Below are 15,016 nucleotides of genomic sequence, written 5' to 3'. Positions count from 1 at the left end.
GTCGACAAAAGGGCCTGGAGTTCCTCTGCCATATCGGGGAAGAGGTCCACTACAAGTCCGAGGTGCAGGAGAGGCGCGTCCTTCCGCAGCTCACCACGTCGCATCGTGTCCGCCTGGCTTCACAGCTACGCGGATGCCAGCGTGCTCAGCGGGCGGTGGTTCGGCGCAGGTCACGAAGAGCGTCGCGTTCTCCGTGCGAGCGGAGGAAGGCCGACCCGCCGAACTTGGTTTTCCCGCTGGCTGCAGGTCGCGGGTCAGCCGTCACGCCCGCACTGGCGGCGCCCTGGTGAGGCCGGTCGGTGGGTTCCGGGCGGGAAGTCGTACGCGCCGTCAGTCCGTACAGACACACGCGGTAGTTCTGCCTCCGTGTCGACCTTCGTGCGGCGACCAGCGGGCCACAACGTGAAGCCGTGTTCCGAGACATTGCCTGCGGCGGCGTCGGCGACTCGGCTACCGGCCCGATCACCTCAAGTCCGCAATCGGCGCAGGCTCCTTGCTGTACCACTGGCAGGCTGCAATACATGAACCTTACGGAAATGAAATGAGCCAACCCTACAAAGAGGAGTAAATGCCTCCACGTGACCCAATCGGTGGCTACGGGACAGGTCAGCGGACACAACAGGCCAAGTCTGTCTACGAGTTGAAGGAGCAGCTTTTCGGTCACTGGCCCGTTAACCACGTGCCCTGCACCACCTTCGGGCCTATGGTCTAGTCCGCCTTCGGTCATCCGACCAGGCCGTGGGCATGTAACGGGGCATCGGGGGCAAGCCGCGACGGTCGTTGGGAGTGTCGCGCTTCCATCTCTGCACGGGGTACCAGGCGTTGAGCGGTGTTTCCGCCGACGGCCAGGCCCTTCCGTCCGGCTGAACGGGCAGGTGGCCATGCGTGCCCATTGCATGAGCAGCAGAGCTTCAAGGGGGGACGTATGTCCATCATCAGCAAGACCGCCGCGCTTCGTGGGCTTGCCGTCGTGGCCGCTGTGGCCACGCTCGGGATCACTGCGCCGCAAGCCTCGGCGACCGACGGGCCCGGCGACGTGGCGGGTGTGGCGATCTCGCCCAAGGCGAGCAAGAAGACCCGCGCGGTTGCCGCAGCCGAGCCGAAGGCCGCCCAGTACGCGGGCTACCTGTGCGGCTCGGAATATACGCTGTGGGTGGCCCAGCGCCTGCCAGATGCGAGCAATCGGCGGGGAACTCTCTTCCTCTACAACAACAGCGACAACACGGCCGCCTGCGCGATTTTCGACAACAACATGGGCTCGTCCAAGTACATGAAGCTCCAACTCTGCGAGAACCAGGTCAACCCACGTTGCAGCGTGGATGAGGGCACCTTCTCCCAGTACGCCGGCCCTGTTCGGATCAGGGGGGACTACGTTTTCTGCTCCAAGGTGACCGCGCTCATGAAGAACTCCGCCGGCTCGGGCTCCTACCTGATCAACCGGGTGGATTACGCAACCCCGTGCGACTGACCAGCGCGGACTGACTAACTCTGGTTGGAACAGCGGGAGTTAGCGAAGCACGCCAAGGTATGGCGGGAGGCGCGATCGGTAGTCTGCCCGCGTGACACAGGTGCTGGTGTGTCTGCTTGCAGGCACACCAGCACGCCCGGTGAGTGTTCCGTGCTCGTCGAGAACCGACGACCCAACAAAGGCCAGGCCGACATGCCGTCTTCTGTAATTGGCTCACCTCATACGCGCCGTCGCATACCCGATAGGGCCAGGACCGCGGCGCTGGCGATCGTGACGCTGGCTGCGGGCGCACTGGCGGTGGGGTGCAGCAGCCACCCGACGGCTGCACCGTCGAGCAGCCCGCGCGCTATGGCGACCATCGCCACCCCGGTGCCCTCGGCGTCTGCGTCGACGGCCCATTCGCCGGCCGCGTCTCCGGCTGCGCCCGTGGCCGGCCCCAGCCCGAGGAATGTGTGGGACCGGGATGCCGGCGCGCGGGCTGATGCCGAACGGGCTGCGAGCGCCCCCAGTGGTGATCCCGTGCGCCCCGGGCGTTCGGGGGCGGACGACAAGAACTTCCAGCAGCGCGCGGTCGTCAAAGGGGATGTGACGGTCTACCTCCCCGCCCGTGCGGGAACGGGTCTGACCGTTCCTGTGGAGATCAAGAACAGCGGCTCTCAGCGGGCGTTCTACAAGGTCGACATACGGGTGCAGGGGCCGGGCGGCTTTGACGTGACCGTGCACGTCGACACCGACGTCGTCGGGGTCTATCCGGGTGGCTCATGGCCGGTCGAACCCACCGTCAGCGACCCCGGCAAGCCAGTACCCCAGCACCCCCAGATCACCATCGAGCGCATCTCGCGGCGGGAAATGCGCAGCTGACATTGCGTAACCCGTCCGTTTCCGCGGGATCGACACCGGTCCGCTGCCGTAACTGGCGCTGCGCTTACGCCCGCCGACGAGATCCACGCCGAGGCCCGCCTGGTCCAGTCCGACGTGAACGACCTCGTCAAGAACAACGCGAGTGAGCGCAAGCAGGACTACGAGACCCTAGAAGGGAAAACGTTGTTAAGAGTGCCCAGACCAGTCCGCCAGGCCCGCGTCCCGGTTGCGAGCCTGGCGGCCACGGTGCTCCTGACCGGGCTCATACCGGCCTCCGCCACACCGGCGTTCGCCGACACCAAACCGCAACCGTCGCCCACACCATCTGCTCAGCCGACACCACCACCAACCCGGGTCACAGACCCGGACAAGAAACTCGGCAAAGGGTGGAACACGTCCCCTGACCGGGTCGTCACCGCAGCGGCTGACGTCGACGGTCTGAAGATCCTCGTCGCCGACAGTTCCAAGGCGTACGAGTGGAAGACCGCCGCCACTCTGTCTGAGCCGGGCATGCCCGCGGACTCGTGGATCGGCAACCAGTGCGCCATGGACGCCGATCACGTCGCAGCCGTGTATGCACCCCGCACGTTCACCAACAAGCCAGACCTGATGCAGGGCGGTGCCTTCGCCGCCATAGTCACCGTCAAGACCGGTGCGGTGACGAAGCTGCCATTCACCGCCTCCCTCGCCTCCTTCGACCCCACCTGCAACCCCGCCACCCACACCGCCGCCTTCACGGCCTTCCGCGGCATGAATGGATAAGCGCCACAGACTGCATTGCCACAATGGCCGCATGACCACGAAGCAGACAAAGAACGCCGCAACCGCCTTACGCAACGCAGGCAAACGTCTCTTCGGACTCCTCTCCGTCCTCCTCGTCTTCGCCCTAACCGCCTGCTCCTCCCAAAACCGCGCCACCAGCCCCAAAGAGATACGCAGACTCGCAGGAAGCAAGCAGGCCGAAGAATCCCGGCACAAGGCAGAGAAACACCTGCGATCCATTGCAGACGCCTACGGCAAGAAAACCCCCCTCACCCTGGCCCTGATCACCGTGGACGACATCTGCTCAGGCGGCGAAGCCAAACAGTGGTTCTTCCAGGACGGAAAAGACCAGTACAAGATCCGCTGCGCCCTGCGCCTCACCGCCTATTACGGCGCCGACCCCCACCGCATCGGAGATGTCCTGGACGGCATCTTCACCGCCGGTGACCACTACTCCTCCGACGACGCTCCCGGGGACACCATCCCGTTCAACCACGACTCCTACCGCAGGCGCCTCGTCGGCTACTACCGCGGCCACGGCCCGAATCCCACGGGCCCGGAAACGCAGGAGCCGGCCCAGGTGTTCAACCCCTCGCAGACCCTGTCATGGGACACCGTACGCAGCAGCAAGAGGCGGCTGGTGCAAGAGCTGAGCCCGTGCATGGAGAGCGATCCGCCAGTCACACGGTGCCTGCGCGAACCGACGCAGAAGACGGTGGCTGACATACGCGAACAGTACGGCATGGTGTTCAAACTGGAATTGCCGGTCACCGACTACTACAAGGTGTCTAAAAAGGGAGAAGTCCTTATAAACTAGAGAGTCTTCACGCACACCGCGTCCGATTCCCCGCCCATCGATGCGAGAGTGAGCCGGCGGCAGTGAATGATGTGGCGATGGTGGCGCTTGAGTGCCCCGACGTGGGCGTGGTTCGCGCTCCATGTCCCAGACGGAATCTTCGCCGCCGTCCTTCCCGACGACGCGGCACGACCTGACCTCGTTTCTTGCGGCCCCTGTCAAGGGTTCCAGAATGTGACTAAAAAACTGCCAGTTTCAATTCGGCGCTGAGCGGCGTGATCCGTGGGGAATTGGTCCAACTCGCCCCTCGGACACGCGAATACGCACATGTCAGCGGGTTGTGGCCATACGGTCGCAGCCCGCTGAATTGCGTCGTACTCCAGCTCAAGGCCGAAGTTGGCATAGAGCGGGCCTCGTCTTCGGGAGCTGCTGCTTGCAGTCGGTCCGCACCGCTTCCAGGGCGGGGTCGGTTGGCGATTGCTGCCGGCTCTCGCACATGGCTTGGAGCGCGCGTCCCGGATGGCCGGGCGCGAAGACGCGGGCGATCCATGCATCGAGTGCCGGCAGGAGTGCGGCCTGCCGCAGGTAACCGGTCAGGGTGTGGTCGAGTGCGGTGTTCTTGGCGTATTCGGCGGACCATGCAACGAAAACAAGCCCCTCAGCTGGCGGTTGTACGTCGACTACCCCAGCTACTCTAAGCAGCCGGATGCGCCACAACGCTGACAGGGCGCCGCTCACAGCACGTTCGACGCAGTGGGTGGCGGGCAGTTCGACAGGCCGAGCGGACGGCATGCAGTCGCATTCGCTGCAGGCGTTGACGAGCTGGCGCGGGTGTGTCCGGAAGCGCCTGTGCCGCGCCGAGTTGCCGATTCCCACGCGCCGGGGCGAGGGCGCAAGTGCGTCGCAGAGGGAATGCACTCTCTACCCCTCGCACAGTGGCTGTCCGAGATGCGTGGCTGTTTCGGCGGCGTCTTTGTGGGTCAGCGCGACGACCACCGCCGTCAGGGGAACCATCAGGCCGGCGATGACGACGAAGAGCGTCGGGAGCCAGCTCTGCCAGCCGGAAGCCGGCGGGAGCCCCTCGCGTTGCGCAGTGCGGGAAAGCGTCAGGTGGACGAGGAGTGCGGCGAGAGCCGCGAGCAACGCGCCGTAGGCGAAGGCGAAGTGTGTCCACGGCACCGGCATGTAGCGGCAGGCGGCCGACTGGTGGTGGATATGGGCGGTGGACAACGCGAGCGTGGTGATCAGACAGCCGATGGCGGTCAGTGAAAGCAGGGGTACCGCAAGCGCTCGGACTGGCCGCCGTCGCGGAGCGGGCTGGGTGAGGGTCTGGGGCATGGCTGTCTGTCAGTGCCAATCCGGGTGTGGGCGGACGATGCGGATGTTCTGCTGGTTCTCGGCATCGGCCCAGGACTTGGAGTAGTACATGGTGGTGTCCCATCGGTCGATGCCGATGCCGCTCTCGTGACCCCAGGTGTCGTCGCCGCGGGCGCCGTCCCACGGGTCGAGCTTCTTCTGTATGCCGGCGTGGTCGAGCGTCTGGGAGACGAAGCTGGTGCAGTTGTTGTCGAACTGGACCGGGGCGTCCTTGTTTCAGTTGTCCAGTGCGTACTGCACCATCTTGACCCGGCATCTTGACTCGGTCGAACTTCCCGTCCGTGCCCCGTATTTCGCGTTTGACGTTCTCGGGTATTCCGTCGAGTTGCGCGAGCCTGACCGGCTCGGCCCGCGTCAGGTCGTACTGCTGCTTCTCGCTCAGCCCGTTCCACCAGGCACCACTTCTGGGGGTGGGCGCTGGTCAGTTCCGCGTACGGGACCACGGTCAGCGCCTCCCCAGGTCCGTCATGGCGGACCTCAGTCGTGCGACCGCTTCCTGGTCGGCGCCGCCTGGTGCGCCGCGGCGCTTGCTGGACACCCTGGTGCGGTTGCAGCCTCTGCCGTACCGCAATGCGTTGTTCGCCTGCCAGGTCGCCGTCGACTACATGGCTGTTCGCGCGCCGGGAACAGGCATTGGGCTCAACCAATGCCAGGCAGGTGCGTGAACTGCTGGTGTCAGCAAGGATGTTATGGAGTGCGTTGACGAGAGCGGAGCCTGCTAGGGCGCGTGCGTTTGAGGGGTGGGCCCGGGAGGCTTTCCGGGGTACGGGCGTGCGGGGTTTTTCCGATTGCTGCGCCTCGCAGGATCAGCAGGGTGCCGGTGGTGAAGACCACCAGGAACAGTGCGATGGAGCCGGTGGCGATCAGTACGGCGGGGGCGTGGAGGATCTGGTTGGTCAGGGCGAGGACGACGGCTGGGATGCTGCTTCCGGCGGATAACAGCAGCATGGCGATGCTGATCGCGGAGGGGGACATCGTCTGGGTTTCGTCGGTGGCGACCTCCATTTTGGCGGGGCCGAGTTCCCACTTGAAGGTCAGTCCGGTGCTTTCCTTGAGTACGGCCGCGTCCGCGCGGTTGCTGGGTTCTTCCAGGCTGAGGTCGAGGTCTTTGATGGCCATTTCTCCCCGTTCTCCCCTCAGCTGTCCTCCATCAGGTAAACCGCTCACGCCTTGACGGTAGCGGCCTCGTGTAATGGGCATCAACGAGACTTTCTGCGCCCTTACGTGACTGTTACTCAGCTCCAACGTGATGGCGACAGAAGTCGGGCAAGACTCACACGAGAAGTGCGCCCTCTGCATGCATCGTATGCGTTTCGTCCATACGATTGCTTGACAGTGCGTGTGTGGCCTGGCATCGTGAGTGCGTGGAGGCTCGCATCGCGTCGGGCCGCTGACGGATCGAGTGAAGGGGAAGTCGGCATGTCCACCATGCGCAAGGGGGTCGCTGCCGAAGAGTGGCAGAGTGCCGGCCCGGCTCGTATCACCGTCAACCTCGCCCCGAAGGCGAACGCCGCGCTCAACCAGGCCGTCAAGCTCACCGGCGACACAAAGACCGACACCATCAACCGGGCCCTGCAGATCTACGCCTACCTGGAGCGCGTAACCCAAGAAGGCGGCACTTTGTACACCAGGTCCGCCGACAGTGACGAACTCGAACGCCTCTACTTCGTCTGACCGGTGAAGCCGTACCGGGGCGGCGCAATGAACAACGTGCTGACCACGTCGCCCAGCGTTGTTCCTGGGGCACTCGCGCGATCAGCTTGAGCGAATCGCGCACCCCACACTTCTTGGAAACGCTCTCTGGCGCACGATTCCATTGCTGAACTCACCCGTGGGGGCGGCGAGTTGACGGGCGTTCTGAGTTGGCAGCCGTGTGGCGAAGGCCAAGAGCGCGAAAACGACGACCACAATGTCGTGTCAGCCATGGGAGCGCTCAAATACGGCAGTGGCGTCTGCCTCGTAGGGCAGGGTGGAGATTGCGTCGGCGAAGCCCCGGTTCAGCGCCTGCCGGTGGCGTGCAGCGTGCGGGTCCGCGGCCAGTTGTCCACAGCAGGACGGGGGCGAGGGTGCCCTCGCGGGCGTGCTTGCGGTACGCCTTCACGCGCGGGGCGTGCGGTGCCGACAGCGGGCGTAGCGGCAGGATGCCGTGCCAACCTCCGCCGCAGAGCGGTTCGAGGGTGGCGTCCGGCCAGTCGTGGACGAGGTCGCCATCCCAGATACCCGGAGCGAACGTGGTGCGAGGGGTCAGCCGCCAACGTCCCTGGTGCAGTGGGCCGTAGCGGGTTTCCTCCAGCCACCGCGCGTAGCGGTAGGGCCAGTTGGGCTTGGCCCGCATCGCGGCGGAGGACAGGGGCGGTAGTGGGGAGCGGTGGCCGGGTAGGCGGTGCAGGTGGAGGTCGCGGCAGCAGCCGTCGCCCTCCGAGCGGGCCTGGATCAGCCGTCGTTCGTCCTGCCGGAGAACCCACTGGGACGGTGTGATCCGCTCGAAGCGCAGTGGGGGAGGGCCTGACCGGCTATCCGGTACGGCCAAAACGAGACCCCCCGGCAGAGGTTCCCTACTCGCTGTCGTCATGGGGCCAGTGTCAGTAGGAGGGCCCTTTCCAGGCAAGGGACTGCTCCAGCCTGCGGTTGCCGGCGGCCGCAGAGGCATGGCTTCCCGCTCCCACAGCTCGCAGGCGGTCGGTCGCTTGGGACCGTCTCTGTGGCCCCACACGGGCTTAGCCTCGTTGCCGGGACTCCATCGTCACGGCCAGCGCGAAGAGCAACTTCCGGTCGACGGCGTCCTCGTGGACGGTCAGGCGGTACCAGTCGTCGAACACCTTGGGCTTGTCGATGCTGAATACCAGCTCACCATCCTGCACGAAGTCGAAGTGGTATTTCACCAAGGCCCCGGCGATCTCTCCGGCCGTGTCGAAGAGCGTCAGCAGTCGCCGGGCCCTCGCAATGGTGATGCTGCGTTCGGTACCGGTGCACCTGCCGAGGCCGGGCTGCTCGAACTCCCACGTCGTGCGGTCAATCGACTTCTTCGGCAACACCCCGAACGAGCCGAGCAGCTGGCCCTCGTGGTCGAATGCCTCGTAGCCGGTCAGGGCGGCGAGCCAGCCTTTTGAGCTTTCCCGGACGGTCACCAGCTTCTCGCTGCGCTGCTCGTCACCGTAGATGTCCAGCTCGTCGGACATCTTCAGCTGCTTCTCGGCGTAACCGAGCGGCTCGCCCGGTTTCCCGTTCCCGTCGTCGGCGGAGATCCGGTACTTGCGCTTGAGACCGAGCGAGGTCTTGCGTACGTGGTAGAGGGAGGTCGGCACGTTACACAGACTATTCGCCCTGCCCCAGCGTCCTTCGCACGTAGGCGTAGCGGTGGCTGGGGGTCACGTAGTCCGTGGGGTAGCTGCGGTCGATCCGTTACGCGCCGGCGATGCGGGGCGCGGCCGGCGGCGCGGTGGCCGTGTCCATGGCCTTGCTGCGTGGCATGCAACGGACGCGCGTCGGTCGTGCGGGATTACGCCAGCTGCAGCGGTCACACGCGTCACCGGCAGGTGCGTAGGGTTCAGCTCCCCCCAGCGGCCGCTTTCCTCAACTCGCCGTCGCAGTACGGTGGAAGCCTCTGCCGCTCTCCGTGGTGGGGCCTGTCGCGCGTCACCTCTCGTCTGTCGACGGGTTTCAACGCGGCGCCGGTAGCCCATTCGTGTAAGGTTCGCCGGCGCCACTAGCATCCGATTCCCCCCTTCTGGCCTACTTCTTTGTAGCACTGGGCAGTTGTGAGTGGAGATCTGCTAATGCGTCCACGGTTGCGCGATGATGTGCGGTATGTGCAGAGCCCGGACGGCGTCTTCCTCCAAGGGGACGGCGGGCGCTGCATCATCAAAGGCCAGAACGCCTACGAATGGCTCTCCAGACTGGCTCCGTATCTGACGGGCGAGCACGAGTTGGCGGACCTTGTCGGCGGGCTGCAGCCGGACAAGCGCGGGATGGTCGAGGAGTTGGTGCGCACGCTCTCGGAGCACCGACTGCTGGTCGATGCCCGGCAGGACGAGCCGCACTCGCTGAGCGCCGAGGAGCAGCAGACCTATGCCGCCGAGATCGCGTTCATCCGGTACGCGACCGACTCGGCCGAGCGGCGCTTCCAGCGCCTGCGTGAGGCCCGGATCGTGCTGCATGGTTTGCCCGGTTCCGGTGTTGTGTTGAGCGCGCTGTTGGAGGCCGGGCTTCGCTCGGGCTGGCGGGATGTCCAAGTGGTCGCTCCGGAGGGGGAGTTAGCGGAGTTGCGGCGGACGGCCGAGCGGGCGCGCCGGGATGGGGGGCAGGAGGTGCGCTGCGGGGTGCGGGGCGAGTCCGGGCGCAGAGCTGATGTGGCGCTGCACGTCGGATTCTCGGCTGCCGAGCTGATGGCGGCGTCGGAAGACTGCCGTACGGCCACGGGCCAGGTGCTGCTGGGGAGTTCGGAGGTTTGGCTGACTCTCGTGGGCCGCCCGGAGGTGGTCGAGGCCAGGTCCTGCTGGCGGCGCCTGACCGCTCAGCGCTTCGTGGACCCCGAGCCCACCGCGGAGGTTGACTGGCTGACCGGCCCGACACCGGCCATCGTCGCGTCCCATGTGGCGCTGTCCTGTTTCTCGTATCTGACCGGGCTGGACGCGCTTCCCCGCCCCGAGGAGGGCCCGCGGCCTCCGGTGCTCACCCGGATTGACCTGCGCACGCTCGCCACCCGCACGCACCCCGTGCGCCCCTTCAGGCCCAGACCGGCCGACGGTCCGCAGCGGCTCGTCGAGTTGGCCGCCGGCGCCGTCCTCGCCCGTGACCAACTCCTGGAGCAGGCGGGCTCGTTCATCGATGCGCGGACCGGCGTGCTGGGCAGCATCGACGAACAGGAGCTGACCCAGGTGCCGCTGTCGGTCTGCCGGGCCACGCTGTCCGACCCGCTGGGCCTGCTGCCCGCCTGGTCCCCGGCGCCGAGCGTCATGGGCTGGGGGCGGGACCGCTCCACCGCGTGGCTTCGCGCGCTGCTGTCCGCGCTGACCACGTACGGAACGCTGACCGTTGCCGAGGGCAGCACCTGGGGGACCGACCTGCTCTCCGGTCAGCCGCGAGCCGTGCCCGCGCCGCGCGCCGACACCAGGGTGCCGTACCGGGCGGCGGTCGGGGCGGCTGCCGGGCTGTCCTGGAGCGACGCGGTCGCCGCGGGGCTGCGCGCCCACTGCGAAGCGCTGCTCGCCGAACGGGCGGGCGCCGAGCCGCTCGATGCGGCCGCCCTGGTGCGCGAGGTCGACGATGAACCGGCCCGGCAATTGCTGCGGTTGCTGGAGGCGGCCGGGCAGTCGGTGGAGATCACGGACCTCGGCGGCGCCTTGGGCATCCCCGGGTTCGGGTTCCGGTCCGGCGGCCGCACCATGGTGACGACCTGCGCCGCGAGTGCCGCCGAGGCGGTACGCGACGGCTTGGAACGGACCCTGCTCGCCTGGCAAATCCGTACCGAGGGTCAAGCGCTCGGTGAGCCGTTGGTGTGCCGCTGGCCGGTCGGGCTCACCGATCCGCAGCCCGGCTCTCCCCTCGATGATCCCCGCTGTCGCACACTGGCCGAGGCGTTGCGACGGGTCGGGCGCACGCCGGTCGCCGTGCCACTGGGCGGGGACGGGCAGGTGGCCGAACTCCTGCCGTATGTCGTTCAGGTGGTGCTCTGCGATGACTGAACTGCCGGCGCCCCGGGCCTCGTTGACCACCGTCGCCGCACCGCCCATCGGCCTGGTCGGATCGGGGCTCCTGCACACCGCCCTCGCCGATGCCCTCGGCGCGCGCTGCCGGCTCGTCGAGCCGGAGGATGCGGCCGGGTGCGCGGCCGTCGCGGTGCTCGGCGACGCCGACGACACCTCCGCCTACCCCGCCGTGCGGCGCGCCGTGGCCGAGCACGCGACTGCCTGGCTTCCCGTGCGCGTCGATGGGCCGTGGGTGTTGATCGGCCCGTCCGTGCGGCCCAGCGCCCAGGGCTGCCCTACCTGCGCCGAGCGCCGCCGCGGCGCCAACCGGCCCGACGGAAAGGCCCGGGAGCTGTTGCGCACCGAGCACGGCGCAACGCCCGCCGGCCGCCCGAGCGCCCTTGTGACGCCGCTGACCGCGCACACCGTCGCCACCGTGGTGGCGGACGAACTCGACCGGCTGCTGCGCGACCCGTCCACCGCGCGCACCAACGGCGCCTTGCTGCGGCTCTGCCTGACCAGTGCTGCGGTCAGCCGGCACCCCCTGCTGCCCGACCCGCTGTGCCCGGACTGCGGCCACCTGCCCCCGGACACGGCCGATGCCGCGGTGATCCGCGCGCACCGCCTGCCCAAGCCCCGCCCAAACACCTTCCGCACCTGCCAACTCCTTGATCGCGAGGAGGAGTTGCTGCGGCTCTACGTGGACGCCGAAACCGGGGTCGTCGCGTCGATCGACAGCAGCTCGGCACACGGCAGCCCCACTGCGGTGGCCAGGCTGAGCCCCGCCCGTGCCGCCCACGACAGCAACCACGGCTACGGCCGCACCCGCGACTTCCGCTCCGCTCGGCTGACGGCGCTGACCGAGGCCCTGGAGCGCATGGCCGGTCCGCACCCGCGCGGACGGCGCCTCACCGTCCGAGCCGCGTACGCCGACATCGCGGACCAGGCCCTCGATCCGCGCACGCTCGGGCTGTACCCGGACGACTGGTACGACCAACCCGGCTTCCGCTTCGCCCGGTTCGACGTGGGCCGCGGGACCTCCTGGGTCTGGGGGTACTCCTTCAGCCGCGGCGCGCCCGTGCTCGTGCCCGCCACCTACGCCTACTACGGCCACCGGCCCAGGACCGACCCCGGCTTCACCTACGAGTGCTCCAACGGCTGCGCACTGGGCTCCAGTTTGCCGGAGGCGATCCTGTACGGCCTGCTGGAGATCGCCGAGCGAGACGCCTTCCTGATGACGTGGTACGCGCAACTGCCCGTCCCACGGATCGATCTGGCCTCGGCACACGATCCGCGCATCCCGCTGGCGGTCGAGCTGCTGCGCCAGCAGCACGGTTACCAGGCGTTCGCCTTCGCGACGACCGTGGAACAGCGGGTCCCCGCGTTCTGGCTGATGGCGGTCGACCCCGACAGCGGGCCGGATCGTCCCCGGCTCTACTGCGCGGCCGCCGCCCACCTCCATCCCGAACGCGCCCTGCTCGGCGCCCTGCACGAGCTCGTTGCGGGCGTGGCCTCGCTGACGGGACGCTACGACGCCCAGCGCGCCGAGGACCTGTTCCACACGTCCGACCTGGTCCGGGAGATGGACGACCACGCGCTGCTGTACGGACTGCCGGCCGCACAGCCACGCCTGGCCTTCCTCGCCACCGACGGTCCGGCACGCCCACTGTCCGACTTCGCCGGCCTCTGGGCCTGGCCGCAGCACCACGATCTCTCGGACGACCTCGGCGAGTTGGTCAGCCGTTACCTCGCCTGCGGGCTGGATGTCATCGCCGTCGACACCACCTCGCCCGAGCAGCGGGCGGGCGGCTTCGCCTCCGCCAAGGTGATCGTGCCGGGCACCCTGTCGATGACCTTTGGCCACCGCTACCGGCGCAGCCACGGGCTGCCGCGGCTGTCCACCGTGCCCCGCCTGCTCGGGTACCGGGACGCCGACCTTCCGGCCGAGGACATCAACCCGTTCCCGCACCCGTTCCCGTGACCTGGAGGTTTCCATGACCGAGACCGCCGCGGTCGGGGATGCCACCCACCGCTATCTGCAAGCCCTGCGGGACCGCCGCTCCAGACCGGTCGACTGGTCCGCTGCGCCGCCGACCTACAAGCGCTACCCGCCGGAGGGCCGGATCGTCCTGCCCTGGCAGTCGTCCGAACCGCTCAGCCGGCTGCCGCGGGACCTGCTCGGCCTCACCCGCGCCTACTGGGGCCACCCCACGGACCAGGCCGGGCAGCCGACCGTAGGGCCGCCCGAGGTCCGCCTCGGGCGCCCGGCCCCCTCCGGCGGCGCTCTCTACCCGATCGAGGCATACCTCGCGACCGCCGGTCCCACCGCCGGCCTGTACCACTACGACGCCGCCCATCACTGTCTTGACCGGGTCCGCCCCGGCGACCACCGTGCCGCGCTCACCAGACTGCTGGCCCAACGGCCGGCGCGGTTACCGGAACTCCTGCTGGTGCTGTCGGCCGTCTTCTGGCGCAACGGCTTCAAGTACGGCGACTTCGCCTACCGCCTGCACTGCCAGGAGACCGGGGTCCTGACCGCCCAGGCCCTCGCCCTGGCCGAGGCACTCGACCGCGCGTTGACCGTCCACCTCCGATTCGCCCAGCAGAAGACGGAAGGCTTGCTCGGCCTGGACGGCGTCGGCGAGGGCGCGCTCGCGATCCTCTCCCTCGCGCCCCACAGCCGGCATGACACCCCCTCGGAACTCCCCTCCTACACCGACCTGTTGGCCCGCCCCGCCGCCCAAGCGGTGCCGCAACCGACACCGGCCGGCAAGCTGCTCCCGCACCTGACCGCCCTGCACCAAGCAGCCGGCAAGCCGACGGGCAGGCCGGCCACCGTCCGCTTACCCGCCCGGCCGACGCAGGCCAGGCACCCCCCGGTGCCGCTGCCAAGGCCACAACCCCGCCAACTCTCCGAAGGAATGGCACACCGGGCGTCGCCGCCCAACGGCTTCCTCCCGGCGCACACACACCTGGCCGCCCTCGCCACCGTGCTGGCCGCCGCGACCGCCGGCTATCTGGGCGACCTCCCGGGTACCCACCGCACGCCAGTCACCGTGACCCCTTACCTCCTCGTCCGACGGGTGGCCGGTATCCCACCGGGCGCTTACTGGTACGACGCCGGCACGCACGCCCTGTTCCGCACCGGCGATGCCGACGCCCCGGGTCTGGTGGCACGCGGACCGCTCCAGCCGAACACCCGACCCGCACTCGCCGAGTGCGCGGCGGTGCTGATCCCGGCGGGAGACCCGCTCGCAGGCATCGACGCCTTCGGGGACCGCTGGTACCGGGTGCAGCAGGTCGAAGCCGGGCTCCTCCTGCACCGTGCCACGCTCGCCGCAACGGCCCTCGGCCTCACCGCGCGCATCCACTCCGACGGGACCAACGACACCACCGACGCCGCCCTCGGCCTCGCCGGAACGCGGCAACGCAGCCTCTCCTTCCTCGCATTGGGTAAACCCAGGCCCGGTTGCCTGCGCGACGCGGACCCAGCCACGCCCTGACACCGGCGAGCCAGTCCCTCGCCACCCGCACGCATCCCGACCACGCGAACCACCGCGGGGCGGCCAGCGGTTCACCCACCTCCCGCAGGCGAACCAGTCGACTTCCTGAATGGAGCCCACCCGACCGGGCGGGCTCAGTCAACCCAGAAAGGAAACAGCACCATGAGTAACACAGCAATCGCCCTCGACCTCAACGACCTGGCGGTGGAAGGCTTCCAGGTGATCCCGACCGACTCGCCCAACACGAGCGGACACGGCATCACCGAGCTCAACAAGGCATTCAACTGCAACGAGTGCGTCTGCAACTGCAGCTGTAACTGCAGCTGTAACTGTAACTGCAGCTGTAACTGCAACTGTGCCTGCAGCGTCGCGCCGGACTCCACCGACAAGGCGTAGTCGCCGTGCACAGCCGGGGCGCGGCACCGCCGCGTCCCGGCCAAGCGGCTGCGAACCGGGGCGAAGATCGCTCCGTATGGGAAACGCCACTTGTGGGGAGGGATGTTTCTCGTCGCACCGACTTTGCGCCGCGGCGCGGCGGCTCTTGACTGGTGCCGGTACCAGT

General features: G+C 68.1%; 13 protein-coding genes. 9 read left to right on the top strand and 4 right to left on the bottom strand.

Annotated features, from left to right (window positions below; translation table 11 throughout):
- The first annotated feature begins 925 nt into the window (after window positions 1–925).
- From ACFVFQ_RS19110 to ACFVFQ_RS19095, 4 genes are all read left to right on the top strand, one after another.
- A complete protein-coding gene (locus ACFVFQ_RS19110) occupies window positions 926–1,468 on the top strand; it encodes a hypothetical protein (RefSeq protein WP_383417112.1) in 543 nt (180 codons plus the stop codon).
- Between the two features lie 519 nt (window positions 1,469–1,987).
- Window positions 1,988–2,329: a hypothetical protein gene (locus ACFVFQ_RS19105; protein ID WP_383417109.1), complete on the top strand. Its 342-nt coding sequence runs from the start codon at window positions 1,988–1,990 to the stop codon at window positions 2,327–2,329.
- 114 nt (window positions 2,330–2,443) lie between these two features.
- Window positions 2,444–3,091 carry a hypothetical protein gene (locus ACFVFQ_RS19100; RefSeq protein ID WP_383417106.1) on the top strand — a complete coding sequence of 216 codons (648 nt, stop codon included), beginning with the start codon at window positions 2,444–2,446 and terminating at the stop codon, window positions 3,089–3,091.
- Window positions 3,092–3,122: 31 nt separating this feature from the next.
- The gene (locus ACFVFQ_RS19095; RefSeq protein ID WP_383417103.1) at window positions 3,123–3,908 is read left to right on the top strand and encodes a hypothetical protein; all 786 of its coding nucleotides are present in this window, start codon (window positions 3,123–3,125) and stop codon (window positions 3,906–3,908) included.
- Window positions 3,909–4,808: 900 nt separating this feature from the next.
- Here the strand turns inward: ACFVFQ_RS19095 and ACFVFQ_RS19090 are convergent.
- Together ACFVFQ_RS19090 and ACFVFQ_RS19085 are read right to left on the bottom strand one after the other, a co-directional pair.
- A complete protein-coding gene (locus ACFVFQ_RS19090; RefSeq protein ID WP_383417100.1) occupies window positions 4,809–5,117 on the bottom strand; it encodes a hypothetical protein in 309 nt (102 codons plus the stop codon).
- 834 nt (window positions 5,118–5,951) lie between these two features.
- Complete coding sequence (locus tag ACFVFQ_RS19085) at window positions 5,952–6,383, bottom strand: hypothetical protein (protein WP_383417097.1); 432 nt, start codon at window positions 6,381–6,383, stop codon at window positions 5,952–5,954.
- A gap of 300 nt (window positions 6,384–6,683) precedes the next feature.
- On the opposite strand from ACFVFQ_RS19085, the gene ACFVFQ_RS19080 reads away from it, so the two are divergent.
- The gene (locus tag ACFVFQ_RS19080) at window positions 6,684–6,938 is read left to right on the top strand and encodes a hypothetical protein (RefSeq protein ID WP_383417094.1); all 255 of its coding nucleotides are present in this window, start codon (window positions 6,684–6,686) and stop codon (window positions 6,936–6,938) included.
- 259 nt (window positions 6,939–7,197) lie between these two features.
- Here the strand turns inward: ACFVFQ_RS19080 and ACFVFQ_RS19075 are convergent, their stop codons facing one another.
- Complete coding sequence (locus ACFVFQ_RS19075; protein WP_383417091.1) at window positions 7,198–7,794, bottom strand: hypothetical protein; 597 nt, start codon at window positions 7,792–7,794, stop codon at window positions 7,198–7,200.
- Between the two features lie 187 nt (window positions 7,795–7,981).
- Entirely contained in the window at window positions 7,982–8,569 is a 588-nt protein-coding gene (locus ACFVFQ_RS19070; RefSeq protein ID WP_383417083.1) for a hypothetical protein, read from the bottom strand.
- A gap of 471 nt (window positions 8,570–9,040) precedes the next feature.
- On the opposite strand from ACFVFQ_RS19070, the gene ACFVFQ_RS19065 reads away from it, so the two are divergent.
- The 4 genes from ACFVFQ_RS19065 (at window position 9,041) to ACFVFQ_RS19050 (ending at window position 14,850) form a co-directional block, all read left to right on the top strand.
- Window positions 9,041–10,948: a hypothetical protein gene (locus ACFVFQ_RS19065; RefSeq protein WP_383417080.1), complete on the top strand. Its 1,908-nt coding sequence runs from the start codon at window positions 9,041–9,043 to the stop codon at window positions 10,946–10,948.
- Window positions 10,941–12,932, top strand: coding sequence for a TOMM precursor leader peptide-binding protein (locus tag ACFVFQ_RS19060; RefSeq protein ID WP_383417077.1), 1,992 nt, complete (start codon window positions 10,941–10,943; stop codon window positions 12,930–12,932). Before ACFVFQ_RS19065 ends, ACFVFQ_RS19060 begins: the two co-directional genes overlap by 8 nt.
- 13 nt (window positions 12,933–12,945) lie before the next feature.
- Complete coding sequence (locus ACFVFQ_RS19055) at window positions 12,946–14,454, top strand: SagB family peptide dehydrogenase (protein ID WP_383417074.1); 1,509 nt, start codon at window positions 12,946–12,948, stop codon at window positions 14,452–14,454.
- Between the two features lie 162 nt (window positions 14,455–14,616).
- On the top strand, window positions 14,617–14,850 hold the full coding sequence (locus tag ACFVFQ_RS19050; RefSeq protein WP_383417067.1) for a hypothetical protein: 234 nt from the start codon (window positions 14,617–14,619) through the stop codon (window positions 14,848–14,850).
- Window positions 14,851–15,016: the final 166 nt, after the last annotated feature.

Origin of the sequence: Streptomyces sp. NPDC057743 (genome assembly GCF_042798755.1) — a bacterium.
Classification (GTDB): domain Bacteria; phylum Actinomycetota; class Actinomycetes; order Streptomycetales; family Streptomycetaceae; genus Streptomyces.
The sequence above is the reverse complement of the archived record's forward strand: the minus strand, read 5'-3'. Positions and strand labels throughout refer to the sequence as shown.

What these genes read in the sequence shown, in the direction of transcription:
- ACFVFQ_RS19110 (WP_383417112.1), top strand. Translation starts at nt 926, where the DNA reads ATGTCCATCATCAGCAAGACCGCCGCGCTTCGTGGGCTTGCCGTCGTG.
- ACFVFQ_RS19095 (WP_383417103.1), top strand. Translation starts at nt 3,123, where the DNA reads ATGACCACGAAGCAGACAAAGAACGCCGCAACCGCCTTACGCAACGCA.
- ACFVFQ_RS19085 (WP_383417097.1), bottom strand. Translation starts at nt 6,383, where the DNA reads ATGGCCATCAAAGACCTCGACCTCAGCCTGGAAGAACCCAGCAACCGC.
- ACFVFQ_RS19080 (WP_383417094.1), top strand. Translation starts at nt 6,684, where the DNA reads ATGTCCACCATGCGCAAGGGGGTCGCTGCCGAAGAGTGGCAGAGTGCC.
- ACFVFQ_RS19065 (WP_383417080.1), top strand. Translation starts at nt 9,041, where the DNA reads ATGCGTCCACGGTTGCGCGATGATGTGCGGTATGTGCAGAGCCCGGAC.
- ACFVFQ_RS19060 (WP_383417077.1), top strand. Translation starts at nt 10,941, where the DNA reads ATGACTGAACTGCCGGCGCCCCGGGCCTCGTTGACCACCGTCGCCGCA.
- ACFVFQ_RS19055 (WP_383417074.1), top strand. Translation starts at nt 12,946, where the DNA reads ATGACCGAGACCGCCGCGGTCGGGGATGCCACCCACCGCTATCTGCAA.
- ACFVFQ_RS19050 (WP_383417067.1), top strand. Translation starts at nt 14,617, where the DNA reads ATGAGTAACACAGCAATCGCCCTCGACCTCAACGACCTGGCGGTGGAA.